The following is a 13109-nucleotide window of genomic DNA, read 5'->3' as shown; positions in this document are numbered from 1 at the left end:
GTAAAACGTCATCCCCGGACATCCTGGAAATCACCGGCGGACACTGCCGGGCCCTTGCGTGTGCTCAAGAGCAGGTTGGTCTCCGTGCCGGACACGCCTTCGATGAGCCGGATCCGGTTCAGGGCGTCGTCGAAAGCCGCCAGATCCCGGGTCGCGACATCGAGCACCAGATCCCATTTGCCGTTGGTGGAATGAATGGCCCGGACCTCGGTCATCGCGCTCAAGGCCCGTATGACCGGCTCCGTATTGTGACCGGCGACCACAACGAGCGTGACCGCCCGGATCGGCAGGTCGCGCCAGTCGTCCCGGAGCACAGCCGTGAAACCGAGAATTTCCCCCGTCGCGACAAGCTTTTCCATGCGTGCTCGCACAGTTGCGCGAGACACCTTCAGGTCGGTTGCCAAATCGGACACCGAGCGTCGACCGTCGTGGCGCAGGAGGGAAAGCAGGTTGAGATCGAGATCGTCCATGTTACCAAAATGAGAAATGAGACTTCTCAAAATGATAAAACAGACTGATCATTTGTACAAGCTGCTGGATTTACTCCGCCGCGACATTTCCGCACATTTTTCAGGTCTCGATTCGTGCGGAGGTATTCGTGAACGCTTGCGGCAAACAGATCGTTCTCGTCGGTGCGCCGGTCGACGAATGCGCCGGTCAAAAAGGCTGCGGCATGGGCCCGGACGCGTTCCGGACCGCGGGACTGGCGGAAACCCTCGCGGCGCTGGGCTATCGGGTCACCGACATCGGCAATCTCCGGCCCCACTCCGTCGGAGGGGTCGAGCCGCCCAACCCGGTCCTGAAGAACTACGGCGCTTATGTCGGCTGGACCCGTGCGCTACATGCCAGGGCCAGCGATCTCGCAGGGTCGCCGGTCTTTCCGATCTATCTCGGCGGCGATCACGCCATGGCGGCGGGAACGGTGTCGGGTCAGGCGAAAGCGGCGGCGGCCCTCGGCCGCCCGCTCTATGTGCTCTGGCTGGACGCCCATTCCGATTTTCACACGCTGGAGAGCACGGCAAGCGGCAACCTCCATGGCACGCCGCTGGCGTTCCTGTGCGGATTGCCGGGCTTCGACGATCTGCTCGGGACGCCCCTGGAACACGCGGTTGAACCCGGGAACGTCGAAATTCTGGGTGTGCGCTCGATCGATGGCGCGGAGCGCGCCTTGCTCGCCGAACACGGGGTCGGCGTCAGCGACATGCGCCGGATCGACGAAGTAGGCATTCCAGCCCTGCTGCAACCTTTCCTCGACCGGGTCCGTGCGACCAACGGTCTTTTGCATGTCAGTCTCGATGTCGATTTTCTCGATCCGGAAATTGCGCCCGGCGTCGGTACCACCGTTCCCGGTGGCTCAAGCTTCCGCGAAGCGCATCTGGTCATGGAAATGCTCCATGACAGCGGCCTCGTGACCTCGCTCGATCTCGTCGAGCTCAATCCCTTCCTGGACGAACGCGGCAAGACCGCCCGCCTGATGGTCGATCTGACCGGAAGCCTTTTCGGCCGCCGGGTCTTCGACCGTCCCACAACAAGCTTCTAGAGGACTGAACCCATGACCGAGACCGTATTCAACCTGAAACCTTCGGAACTGGCCTATGTTCCCTTCGTCAGCGTCGACAACATGATGCGCAATGTCCGCGCCGTCGGGGTCGAAACCGTCATGCGTGGCATCGCGGATTACATCGAAGAGGATTTCCGCCGCTGGGAGAGCTTCGACAAGAAGCCGCGAATTCCGGCTCACGCGCCCGAGGGCGTGATCGAACTGATGCCGACCAGCGACGGCAAGACCTTCGGCTTCAAATATGTCAACGGCCACCCTGGAAACACCAGCGACGGCCTGCAGACGGTCACCGGCTTCGGGGTGCTCTCCGATCTGACGACCGGCTATCCGCTGTTGTTCAGCGAAATGACGATCCTCACCGCGCTCAGAACGGCGGCGAATTCTGCCTTGGCGGCGAAATATCTGGCGCCGAAGGGATCGAAAACCATGGCCATCATCGGCAACGGCGCCCAGTCCGATTTCCAGTGCCTTGCCTTCAAGGAGCTGCTCGGCATCACCGAGATCCGGGCCTATGACCTTTCGACCGAGGCGAGCGTGCGGCTGGCCCGCAATCTGGCGCACTCCGGCCTCAACGTGACCATCTGCAAGACGGCGGAAGACGCCATCGAAGGCGCGGAGATCGTCACCACGGTCACCGCGGACAAGAAACTGGCGACGATCCTGACCGACAACATGATCGGTTCGGGCGTGCATATCAATGCGGTCGGCGGCGACTGCCCCGGCAAGACCGAGCTGCACAGGGACATCCTGCTCAGGTCCGATATCTTCGTCGAGTTTCCGGATCAGACCCATATCGAGGGCGAATTCCAGCAGCTCGACCGGGATCATCCGGTCACCGAGCTTTGGCAGGTCTACGCCGGCACGGTGCCGGGCCGTACGTCGCAGGACCAGATCACGCTCTTCGACAGCGTCGGTTTCGCCATCGAGGATTTCGCCGCGCTTCGCTACGTGCACGATCTCCTGCCGAAGACCGGCCATTTCGAAAAGCTCGACCTTTTGGCCGATCCGGACGACCCGCGCGATCTCTACGGCATGGTCCTGCGCTCGGCGCATGCGGCATGAGCTTTAAGATATTCAAGCGATTGTTGCGTGTGGAAGCGCCGTATTTGTGTTAACGTGTCGAAAAACTATCGAGAAATCGTAACCCTATGATTAGGAAAGATATTGGTATCGATTCCGTTTTTGTATTCGGCAGAAGCAATAGCCTCCAGAACCTGCATCCATTGGTTAAGATCGGCTTTCACCATAATTTGGCCCGAGGACGGAAAAACATCCATCTCGGGTCCGTCGATGAAGGCTGCGCGGATTTTGTTTGCGACAGTTTCGAGCTGGTGTTCACAGTTTTTCGTGAATGCGACTTTGTCGCCAGTAAAACTTTCTAGCAATTGACTTGTGTCAATTGAAACTAAAGCCTCGAAGTTTCCATCTGGCTGTTCATCGATAAGATGCCCACGGAATTCAGATCGTTTCATCGTTCTTTTCCAGACTTAGAATCTTACCTGAATCTCTAATATCGCATTGATGTAGAGATTAATCAATAATTGCTAACGATTTTTAAACAGGACATTTGAGCATTTTTTTGCTCCCAGCGAAATTTGCACAAACCTCAGCATTATCCATTATGAACGCGGAGACACTCATCGGGTTCCGTCTGCATTTCGGATTATTAAAAATAATACGCCCAGCAGCTGCGGCAGCTAGCGGCGACGAGAAAGAAGTACCATCTACAAAATCGTAAAAACCGTCACTTGAAGCGGCATAGACATCGACACCAGGTGCCCACAAGTCTGGTTGTTCGGGGTGCCCCATTTTAGACAGGCCACAATTACTAAAGTCTGCGGCAACATTGCCTTTGCCATATGCTCCAACGCTTAGAACTTCACTGTAACAAGCAGGAGAACAGCAAGGCCCATTTTTATGATGGTCATTGCCTATAGCAGAAACAAATAGTATACCTTCAAATTTTAGCGCTTTTTTAATCGCAGATCTAAAAACTTCATCATATCCTTGGATTCCAAGAGATAGATTTATTATGTCAATACCTTTTCCGTCGCCAAATGGGTTGTCAGCAAGCCAAGAAATTGCTTGTAGAATATCAAGGGCAGTAGCATATTCGTCTTCAAATACGTCACAAACCGCAACATCTGCTTCAGGGCAAAGGCCCACATTTCTACCTGCGATTAGTGAAGCAACCAATGTTCCATGGTTCAGTGGATCAGCGTGCGGCCCTTCATTTCTGTCAATCCGGTGACCACGCACCCTAACGTTGATTATTTTGCGACCAAAAAACTCTGGATGCTCTATGTTAGCGCCAGTGTCGATAACCCCAAACCTTATACCTTTCCCAACATTCTCTCTTTTCGTGTTTCCTAACACAGCCGGGATATGCCAGGCAGCACCAGCGAGAGGTTTTTGGTGCTTAAGGTCTTGCCGTCTAACATGAGTTAAACGTTTAATTCTCGTGTTTGGGATGACTAAAACATCACGATCACTTAAAAAGCTGATTTGCTCATCGTCTAGATTCCTAACAGCCATTGCCTCTACCTTGGGAAAAGGTAGGACTAAATTATCTGCTTTTTTTGACCAAAAACTCTTTCCAGATTTAGCTATAGATATACCCTGACGCCCAGGAAGTTCTTTAAAAAGAGATTTTATACTTTTCTTTTTTTGTAAGGCTTGTTCTACAGCCATACGACCTTTTATGTTTTCTTCATTTTTAAAAGTGTTAAACTTTTCTGATGACGTAGAATCAAAAAAAACTAGGTATCTAAAATCAAAATCTTCCATATTTAGCCCCCTTGCAACCAAGAATACATACTTTACCGCGCTTGAAATGCAGTCAAGGGGAAAATTACAACCTAAAGAATATTCATTAGTTAGATATCGCCTCAATCTCTGCAACAACCGCCTCGGCCGCCGCTCCGGGGTCGTCCGCCTGGCTGATCGGGCGGCCGACCACGAGATAGTCGCTGCCCGCCTTTATGGCGTCGGCCGGGGTCATCACACGGCGCTGGTCGCCGACCGCGCTGCCTGCCGGGCGGATGCCGGGCGTGACGATCACCAGATCGCCGCCGAGGATGGCGTGCATTTTTTCCGCTTCCGTTGCCGCGCAGACGATACCGCCCATGCCGGCTTCCCGGGCGTCCCTCGCCCGTGCTTCCACCAGATCGGCGATCGGGCCCCGGTACCCGGCCGCCGTGAGGTCGTCCTCATCCATGGAGGTCAGCACAGTCACGCCGAGAAGACAGAGATTGGGATTGCCTTCCGCCGCCAGACCCTTCACCGCCGCCCGCATGGTTTTCGGATAGGCGTGCAGGGTCATGAAGGTCATGCCCATCTTGGCGACGTTGCGCACCGCTTTTTCAATGGTGTTGTCGATGTCGTGAAGCTTGACGTCCAGGAAGATCTTGTGACCGGCCGCCGCAAGTTCGCGCGCGAATTCCAGCCCGCCGGCGAATTGCAGCTCCATGCCGATCTTGTAGACACCGACCTTGCCTTCGGTCTGCCGGACCAGCTTTTCAGCTTCTCCGACCGTGGGAACATCGAGAGGCAGCATCAGGCGGTCGCGGGCGGATTTCGGAGCGAACGGACTTGTCGGCATGGGGTTACCTCGGGGCGTTGGACTGGTGCGGCGTGCTTACCACCTGTCGCGCCTCTTGTTTAGGTTGAATTGTGCGGTCAACCTATCGGCCACCCGATTTTTCAAACTCCGCGAAGGCTTCTCGGTAGTCCGGGTGCCAGCGGGAGAGCGGCGGACGGTTTTCGATGATGTCGCCCATGGCCCATTCCGCCCGCAGCCGGTCGCGCGCGCTGTCCACGTCGTTATCGGGGCAAAGGATGTAGAAATCGCCCGCCGACATGCGCTCAAGGAAATGGTCGACAGTTTGTTCGCTGGTCCAGGCGGAGGCGGGTTTTTCGCTGAAATGTTGCGCGGTGATGCCGGTATACGTGAAGCCGGGCACGAAAAGATGCACCGAAATCGGCGCCCCGGCCTGCCGCAATTCATGGGCAAGCTGTTCGCTGAGAACCTTCACCGCCGCCTTGGTGGCGTTGTAGCCCGGATTTCCAGGAGGCGTGGTGATGCCCTGCTTGGAGCCCGTGTTGATGATGACCGACGGCCGGCCGGCATCGATCATCTTCTGCGTGAAGGCCTGAACGCCGCGCAGGACGCCGAAGAAATTGACCTCCATCAGCGCCATCCAGTTGTCCATCCGCGTCCAGGAGGTGGTCGGCAGATCGATCCCGGCATTGTTCATCAGGACCGCGACAGGTCCCGTCTCGAAGGCTGTGGCCGCCAGTGCCTCGACCTGCGCCGTGTCGGAAACGTCGGTCGGAACGGCGAGAACGGTTGCCTCCGCTTTCGCGGCGGCGCGGATCGTCTCCGTTGCCTGCTCAAGCCGCGGCCCCGGCAGATCGGCCAGGAGAACACCCAGTCCGGCCTGCGCGAAACGGGTTGCCGCCGCCAGCCCGACGCCGCTGGCGGCTCCGGTCACGACGGCAAGACCGCCTTCAGAAACTGCTCTGTCGTACATGGGTCATTTCTCCAGAGGACACGGACCTTGACCGGCTGCCCATCGGCAAACGCGATCGTTACCTTTCTAAAATAGGCTCTTTGTCGGGCGTTTCACAACGAAGTCGCTATTTTCTTAGACGGTTCAGGCTGCTACAACACCGCCGCCCGCTCTAAAAGGAGACCGCCTCATGCGCACGGCGAGCGTATCGCGCGATACCAAGGAAACCCGCATTTCAGTCGAGATCAACCTGGATGGAACGGGCGCCTATGACGTCCGGACCGGCGTCGGTTTTTTCGATCACATGCTGGAACAGCTGTCGCGCCACTCGCTGATCGACATGAAGGTCCGCGCGGACGGCGACACTCATATCGATTTCCACCACACGGTCGAGGACACGGGGATCGCTCTGGGCCAGGCGATCGCGCAGGCGCTTGGCGACAAGGCCGGGATTACACGCTACGGAGACACGCATCTCGCCATGGACGAGGCGCTCACCCGCTGCGCGCTCGACGTGTCCGGCCGCCCGTTCCTGGTCTGGGACGTGACCTTCGACCGGGACAAGGTCGGCGACTTCGACACGGAGCTGTTCGAGGAGTTCTTCCGCGCCTTCGCCATGAATGCCGGAATTACCCTTCATGTCGCCAATCTTTACGGTTCCAATTGCCACCACATCGCCGAAACCTGCTTCAAGGCGGTGGCACGGACGCTGCGCAAGGCGATGGAAATCGATCCGCGTCAGGCGGATCGCGTTCCGACCACCAAGGGCCAGCTCGGCGGCTGACGGACCATTTGCGATGACCAGCTACGTAGTGATGGCGCCGCCCGAATTCAGCGATCTGGCGGGCGATGCGCAAGAAAGCGACCGGCTCCAGTTCGTTCCGGACCGGTTTTCCTTTCTGGCCTTCGTGTTTTCGATCGTCTGGCTGCTGTTTCACCGCATGTGGCTGGTACTGCTTGGCTATCTCGGCGTCACTCTGGTTTTCGAATTGGTGGCGCTTGCGTCCAATTCCGCTGTTGGAGGTGTCGTGACCTTTCTGGTGTCGCTGCTGTTCGGTTTCGAGGCCCAGGCGCTGCGCCGCTGGTCGCTGGAGAAAAAAGGCTGGCGGGTGATCGGCATCGCCAACGGTTCCGATCTCGCCGAGGCCGAGATGCGTTTCCTGCATAAGGAGGCAGCCGCCTTGTCGGGTCCGGTTGCCAGGGAAACGCCGCCGGCGCCGGCGGAAAAACCACGCTTCGCGCCGACGCCAATCATTCCCAGGATCGGCGACGAACAGGTCGTCGGGCTGACACTCGGGCCGGAGACCCGTCAATGACCATTGCAATTATCGACTATGGCTCTGGAAACCTGCGGTCCGCGGAAAAGGCTTTCGAGCACGCCGCCCGGGCGCATGCCCATGTGCCGGACGTGATCGTGACGGCCGATCCGGACCGGGTCCTGAAAGCCGACCGTGTCGTCCTTCCGGGTGTCGGTGCCTTTGCCGACTGCAAGCGCGGCCTCTGGGCCGTCGAGGGCATGTCGGAAGCACTGGAAGAAGCGGTCCACGTCAAGGGCAAGCCGTTTTTCGGCATCTGCGTCGGCATGCAACTGATGGCGCAGCGCGGCCTGGAATTCGAGACGATCGACGGTCTCGGCTGGGTTCCGGGCGACGTGACGGAGATGAAACCGTCGGATCCTGACCTGAAAATTCCGCACATGGGCTGGAACACGATCGATGTCCGTCCGGAAGGTCATCCGGTGCTCAAGGACATCGACACGGGTCCGGACGGGCTGCATGCCTATTTCGTCCATTCCTACCACTTCGCCTGCGCAAACGGGTCCGACCGCCTGGCGACATTCGATTACGCGGGCACCTTCACCGCCATGGTGGCGAAGGACAACATGATCGGCACGCAATTCCACCCGGAAAAAAGCCAGCGTCTCGGCCTGGAGCTGATCGCGAATTTTCTGGACTGGACACCTTAAAACAAGACTTTCGGGAGAAAATAATGAGCAAGGGCTACTGGATCGCCAGGGTGGATGTGAACGACCCGGAGGGCTATCCGGAATATGTGGCGACCGCGAAGCCGGCCTTTGAGCGCTTCGGCGCGAATTTTCTGGCACGCGGCGGCAAGGCGAACACGATCGAAGGTCCGGGCCGGGCCCGCAACGTGATTATCGAGTTTCCGAGCTTTCAACACGCGGTCGATTGCTATAACTCGCCGGAATATCAGGCGGCGGTGAAGGTCCGCCAGAAGGTTGCCGATGGCGAGATCGTCATCGTTGAAGGAATTTAAGACGACATGATCCTCTTTCCCGCCATCGATCTGAAGGATGGCCAATGCGTACGCCTGAAACTCGGCGACATGAACCAGGCGACCGTGTTCAACGACGATCCGGGTGCCCAGGCCAGGTCCTTCGAGGACCAGGGCTTCGAGTGGCTGCATGTGGTCGATCTGAACGGCGCCTTCGCCGGTGAAAGCGTCAACGGGGCGGCGGTCGATGCCATTCTGGCGGGAACCAAAAACCCGGTCCAGCTTGGCGGCGGCATCCGGACGCTGGAGCACATCGAAGCCTGGCTGGACAAGGGGATCGCGCGGGTTATTCTCGGCACGATCGCCGTGCGCGATCCGGAACTGGTGAAGGAGGCCTGCGGTAAATTCCCCGGCAAGATCGCCGTCGGCATCGATGCCAAGGGCGGCTATGTTGCGGTCGAGGGCTGGGCGGAAACCTCGGAACTGACCGCCGTCGACCTCGCCCGGCGCTTCGAGGATGTCGGCGTTGCGGCGATTGTCTTTACCGATATCGACCGCGACGGCGTCCTGAAGGGCCTCAACATCCCCTCGACGCTGGAGCTGGCCCGTTCCGTCTCCATTCCCGTGATCGCCTCCGGCGGTCTTGCGTCGATTGATGATATTCACCGGCTGCTGGAACCCGACTGTGCCATTCTGGAAGGCGCGATTTCCGGACGGGCGCTCTACGACGGCCGGCTGGATCCGAAGGAAGCGATGGAGCTGATCCTTTCAGCGCGGAGCAAAGCCCAATGACCCTGAAAGCCCGTGTCATCCCCTGCCTCGACGTGAAGGACGGCCGTGTCGTCAAGGGCGTCAACTTCGTCGATCTTCGCGATGCCGGCGATCCGGTGGAAGCGGCCAAGGCCTATGACGCGGCCGGCGCGGACGAGCTCTGTTTCCTGGACATCACCGCGAGCCACGAAGGCCGGGACACGATCTACGACGTCGTCCGGCGCACGGCGGAGGCCTGTTTCATGCCGGTGACCGTCGGCGGTGGCGTGCGCACGGTGGAGGATATCAGAAAGCTCTTGATCGCCGGGGCCGACAAGGTGTCGATCAACACGGCGGCGGTGAACAACCCGGATTTCGTCCGCGAAGCGGCGGAAAAGTTCGGCGCGCAATGCATCGTGGTCTCCATCGACGCCAAGCAGGTCAACGAGCCTGGGGATCCGGAAAAATTCGAGATCTTCACCCATGGCGGCCGCAACGCGACCGGGATCGATGCCATCGCCTTTGCCAAGAAGGTGGTGGACCTCGGCGCGGGCGAACTTCTGGTGACCTCCATGGACCGGGACGGAACGAAAGCCGGCTACAATATCGCCCTGACCCGGGCGATCGCCGACGCGGTGCCCGTGCCGGTGATCGCGTCCGGCGGCGTCGGCACCCTGGATCATCTGGTGGAAGGCATCCTAGACGGTCATGCGACGGCGGTTCTGGCGGCGTCCATTTTCCATTTCGGGGAACATACCGTCCACGATGCGAAGCAGTACATGAGCGACGCGGGCGTGCCCATGCGCCTCGATGCCTGAAATTCCGGTCAGACGAGTCATAATCTGTTTCCCTTGGTATAAGGACATAGCCGAATGACCAAGTTCACATTGGACGATCTTGACGCCATTATTGCTGCGCGTGCGAAGAGCAGCGACGAAGCATCCTACACGCGCAAGCTCGTCGGCAAGGGGGTTGCCAAATGCGCCCAGAAACTGGGAGAAGAAGCGGTCGAAGCGGCGATAGCGGCCGTTAGGCAGGACCGGAAGGAATTGACGGCGGAAGCCGCCGATTTACTGTATCATTTACTTGTTGTGCTGAATGTATCGGATGTCCGGCTCGCCGATGTGATGAGTGAACTCGCCAGCCGTACGGGACAAACCGGACTTGAAGAAAAGGCTTCCCGGCCGCAGGACTAAAGGGTCTGCCGGTAAGCCGGATCAGCGCGGGATCTGCGACGAAGATGGATCAGAAAGTCTCCACGGATCCGGATATGGATCTTTCCCCCTATCGCGTGTTCACGGAAAACCAGTGGTCGCGCTTGCGCGCCGACACGCCGATGACCCTGTCGGAGCAAGAGGTTGCGCAGCTCCAGGGCCTGAATGCGCCGGTTTCCATCGAGCAGGTCGAAACCATCTATCTGCCGCTGTCGCGTCTTCTCGCCTTTTACGCCGAAGCGATGGTCGGTATTCACCAGGCGACGCAAAACTTCCTGGGTCATCTTGACGGAAAGACCCCGTTCATCATCGGCGTCGCGGGATCGGTGTCGGTCGGGAAATCGACGACGTCGCGCGTCCTGCGCGAATTGCTCACCCGCTGGCCGGCAAGCCCGAAGGTGGATCTGATTACCACGGACGGTTTTCTCTACCCGAATGCCGTTCTGGAAGCCGAAGGGCTGATGTCCAAGAAGGGGTTCCCGGAAAGCTTCGACCGGCCCCGGTTGCTCAAGTTCCTGTCCGACATAAAGGCCGGAAAGCGGCATGTGCGGGCACCGGTCTACTCGCACTTCTATTATGACGTCATGCCCGGCCATACCGTGACCGTCGACAGGCCGGATATCCTGATCGTGGAAGGCCTGAACGTCCTTCAGACGCGTGAGCTTCCCAAGGACGGGCGGGCGGTTCCCTTCGTCTCGGATTTCTTCGATTTCTCCGTTTATATCGACGCGGACGAGGATCTCCTGCGCAAATGGTATGTCGACCGGTTCATGCGGCTGCGCGAAACCGCCTTCCGCGACCCGGTTTCCTATTTCCACAAATACTCGCGCATTACGGACCTGGAAGCGGTGGAAACCGCCAACCGGATCTGGGCGGACATCAACCTGGTGAACCTGCGCGAGAACATCGTCCCGACGCGACCGCGCGCGGACCTGATCCTGACGAAGAACGAAAGCCACCGCATCGCGAAGGTCGCCCTGCGCAAGATCTGACCTGGGCTCTTGAAGAAGGTCCTGAAACGAAAACGCCCGCGGAGGATTTCTCCGCGGGCGTCTGGTTTTGAGGGTGTCTGCCGGTCTTAGGCGGCGCGCTGGGAGGTGAGTTCGCGCACCGTGTTGAGGAAGTCGGTGACCTTGCCGCGCAGGTCGGTGGCGTTGTCTTCGAGCTCACCGGCTGCCAGGTCCACGGTATGGGCGGCTTCCTTGGTGTTTTCCGCAGCACTCGACACGCCCTGAATGGTGTTGCTGACTTCCACCGAGCTTTGCGACGCCTGCTGGGCGTTGACGGCGATCTCCTGGGTCGCCGCTCCCTGCTCGTCAACGGCGGACGCGATCGAGGAAGCGATCTCGTTCATGTTGTTGATGATCGTGGTGACGGAGCCGATGGCGCTGGCCGCCTGTTCGGTCTCGCCCTGGATGGCGGAGATCTGGCTGGAAATCTCTTCCGTCGCCTTGGAGGTCTGGTTGGCCAGTTCCTTGACTTCCGCCGCGACGACCGCGAAGCCCTTGCCGGCTTCTCCGGCCCTTGCCGCCTCGATGGTGGCGTTAAGCGCCAGCAGGTTGGTCTGTTCGGCGATTGCCTGGATCAGCGTGACCACCTCGCCGATGCGCCCGGCGGCCTCCGACAGGCCGTGCATGCGCTCGTTGGTGGCTCCGGCTTCCTCGGCCGCCTTGGCGGCGATTTCGCTGGAGGACTGCACCTGGCGGCGGATTTCGTTGACGGATGCGGAGAGTTCCTCGGCGGCGGCGGCCACGGTCTCGACATTGCCGGAGGCCCGGGTCGAGGAGCTTGCGACGATGCCGGATTTCTCGGTGGTCTGCTCCGCGCCGGTCATCATTTCCGAGGACGACGCCTTCAGGCGGCCGACGGAGTTCTCGATGATCTGCATGAGGCCCGTGATCTGGGTGTCGAACTCCTGGCTGCGGTCGCGGATCTGCTCGCCCACCCGGGCCGCGGCTTCGCGGGCGGCCAGCTGCTCGTGCTCGAGCGACTTGCGGGCGGTTTCGTTGGCGACGAAGACCTGCATCGCGGCCGCCATCTGGCCGATCTCATCGCCCCGGTCCGCGCCGTCAACAACGACATCCGTGTTGCCTTCAGCAAGCGTGTTCATGCTGTTTGTCAGGGCGCGCAAGGGCCGGACGAGACTGCGGATCGCCAGGAACGCGATGACCCCGGCGATAACACCACCGACCAGTGTGATCGCGATGATGACCAGGGCGTGCTGCCAGAATGCGGTTTCGAGATCGTCGACATAAACGCCGGTGCCGATCATCCATTCCCAAGGCTGGAAAGCTTCCGCGTGACTCCATTTATCGATCGGCACATCGCTTCCTGCGCGCGGCCAGAGGTAACGGAAGCTGCCGCCGCCGGATTTGGCAACATCGACGAGACCGTCAATGATACGGACGCCGTTGGAGTCCGTGAGATCCGAAAGGTCCTTGCCGATGAGGGAAGCCTTCGCATGGGCAATCGTTACGGAGTCATAATCGAACACGAAAACATAGTTTTCACCGTTTTCGAACCGCATGGCGGAAATGGCCTCGGCCGCGCTTTTTTGCGCTTCGGCCCGGGAGAGGACACCCGATGTTTCCAGTTCGTGGTAACGGGCGGCGACTTTAACGGCGGAATTGGTGATGTCTTCGATTTTCACAAGCCTTTCGTCCAGCATCGCATCTTTCAGCGCGCTCAACGATATGGCCGCAAGTGCCAGAGTGAATACCATGATCACGACGACAGGCGCGCCGACTTTCCACGCGAGTGGCCAGCGGGTAAAGGACATGACGGAAAGCCCCTATTCAAATTGAAGTTGGCCAGATAAAACACTAGAAATGTTGATTA

Annotated in this window: 16 protein-coding genes; 10 read left to right on the top strand and 6 right to left on the bottom strand. The window is 59.0% G+C overall.

The features are described 5' to 3' along the window. Positions 1-8: 8 nt before the first annotated feature. Positions 9-470 carry an Lrp/AsnC family transcriptional regulator gene (locus tag JF539_RS22455; RefSeq protein WP_207142991.1) on the bottom strand — a complete coding sequence of 154 codons (462 nt, stop codon included), beginning with the start codon at positions 468-470 and terminating at the stop codon, positions 9-11. A gap of 128 nt (positions 471-598) precedes the next feature. Between JF539_RS22455 and rocF the strand changes: the two genes are divergently transcribed. Beyond that, a complete protein-coding gene (rocF, locus tag JF539_RS22450; protein WP_207142990.1) occupies positions 599-1540 on the top strand; it encodes an arginase in 942 nt (313 codons plus the stop codon). Positions 1541-1552: 12 nt separating this feature from the next. Further along, on the top strand, positions 1553-2623 hold the full coding sequence (locus JF539_RS22445) for an ornithine cyclodeaminase (RefSeq protein WP_207142989.1): 1071 nt from the start codon (positions 1553-1555) through the stop codon (positions 2621-2623). A gap of 65 nt (positions 2624-2688) precedes the next feature. Here JF539_RS22445 and JF539_RS22440 read toward each other — a convergent pair whose 3' ends face one another. The 4 genes from JF539_RS22440 to JF539_RS22425 all read right to left on the bottom strand — a co-directional run bounded on the left by JF539_RS22440 (position 2689) and on the right by JF539_RS22425 (position 6093). Then, a complete protein-coding gene (locus tag JF539_RS22440; protein WP_207142988.1) occupies positions 2689-3033 on the bottom strand; it encodes a hypothetical protein in 345 nt (114 codons plus the stop codon). Between the two features lie 82 nt (positions 3034-3115). Then, complete coding sequence (locus JF539_RS22435) at positions 3116-4348, bottom strand: S8 family peptidase (protein WP_207142987.1); 1233 nt, start codon at positions 4346-4348, stop codon at positions 3116-3118. Between the two features lie 85 nt (positions 4349-4433). Beyond that, on the bottom strand, positions 4434-5162 hold the full coding sequence (gene pyrF, locus JF539_RS22430) for an orotidine-5'-phosphate decarboxylase (protein WP_207142986.1): 729 nt from the start codon (positions 5160-5162) through the stop codon (positions 4434-4436). 82 nt (positions 5163-5244) lie between these two features. Further along, positions 5245-6093: an SDR family NAD(P)-dependent oxidoreductase gene (locus tag JF539_RS22425; RefSeq protein WP_207142985.1), complete on the bottom strand. Its 849-nt coding sequence runs from the start codon at positions 6091-6093 to the stop codon at positions 5245-5247. Between the two features lie 169 nt (positions 6094-6262). Here JF539_RS22425 and hisB point away from each other — a divergent pair, with 169 nt between their 5' ends. Genes hisB through coaA form a run of 8 tightly spaced genes read left to right on the top strand, consistent with a single transcriptional unit; the run spans position 6263 to position 11263 of the window. After that, positions 6263-6856, top strand: coding sequence for an imidazoleglycerol-phosphate dehydratase HisB (gene hisB, locus JF539_RS22420; protein WP_207142984.1), 594 nt, complete (start codon positions 6263-6265; stop codon positions 6854-6856). Positions 6857-6869: 13 nt separating this feature from the next. After that, positions 6870-7388, top strand: a complete 519-nt coding sequence (locus JF539_RS22415) for a DUF2628 domain-containing protein (RefSeq protein ID WP_207142983.1) — start codon at positions 6870-6872, stop codon at positions 7386-7388. Continuing rightward, positions 7385-8038: an imidazole glycerol phosphate synthase subunit HisH gene (hisH, locus tag JF539_RS22410; protein WP_207142982.1), complete on the top strand. Its 654-nt coding sequence runs from the start codon at positions 7385-7387 to the stop codon at positions 8036-8038. Before JF539_RS22415 ends, hisH begins: the two co-directional genes overlap by 4 nt. 23 nt (positions 8039-8061) lie before the next feature. Then, positions 8062-8349 (top strand): DUF1330 domain-containing protein, encoded by a 288-nt coding sequence (locus tag JF539_RS22405; RefSeq protein WP_207142981.1) that lies wholly within the window; start codon positions 8062-8064, stop codon positions 8347-8349. Positions 8350-8355: 6 nt separating this feature from the next. After that, the gene (gene hisA / locus JF539_RS22400) at positions 8356-9099 is read left to right on the top strand and encodes a 1-(5-phosphoribosyl)-5-[(5-phosphoribosylamino)methylideneamino]imidazole-4-carboxamide isomerase (RefSeq protein WP_207142980.1); all 744 of its coding nucleotides are present in this window, start codon (positions 8356-8358) and stop codon (positions 9097-9099) included. After that, on the top strand, positions 9096-9875 hold the full coding sequence (gene hisF, locus JF539_RS22395) for an imidazole glycerol phosphate synthase subunit HisF (protein ID WP_207142979.1): 780 nt from the start codon (positions 9096-9098) through the stop codon (positions 9873-9875). The genes hisA and hisF overlap by 4 nt, the downstream gene beginning before the upstream one ends. A gap of 54 nt (positions 9876-9929) precedes the next feature. Next, complete coding sequence (locus JF539_RS22390; protein WP_207142978.1) at positions 9930-10253, top strand: phosphoribosyl-ATP diphosphatase; 324 nt, start codon at positions 9930-9932, stop codon at positions 10251-10253. 44 nt (positions 10254-10297) lie between these two features. Further along, a complete protein-coding gene (coaA, locus tag JF539_RS22385) occupies positions 10298-11263 on the top strand; it encodes a type I pantothenate kinase (RefSeq protein WP_207142977.1) in 966 nt (321 codons plus the stop codon). 86 nt (positions 11264-11349) lie between these two features. Here the strand turns inward: coaA and JF539_RS22380 are convergent, their stop codons facing one another. Continuing rightward, positions 11350-13050 (bottom strand): methyl-accepting chemotaxis protein, encoded by a 1701-nt coding sequence (locus JF539_RS22380; protein ID WP_207142976.1) that lies wholly within the window; start codon positions 13048-13050, stop codon positions 11350-11352. Positions 13051-13109: the final 59 nt, after the last annotated feature.

The sequence above is a fragment of the Roseibium aggregatum genome (assembly GCF_017309185.1).
GTDB classification, from domain to species: domain Bacteria; phylum Pseudomonadota; class Alphaproteobacteria; order Rhizobiales; family Stappiaceae; genus Roseibium; species Roseibium aggregatum_B.
This window is presented reverse-complemented; position numbering and strand designations above follow the sequence as displayed.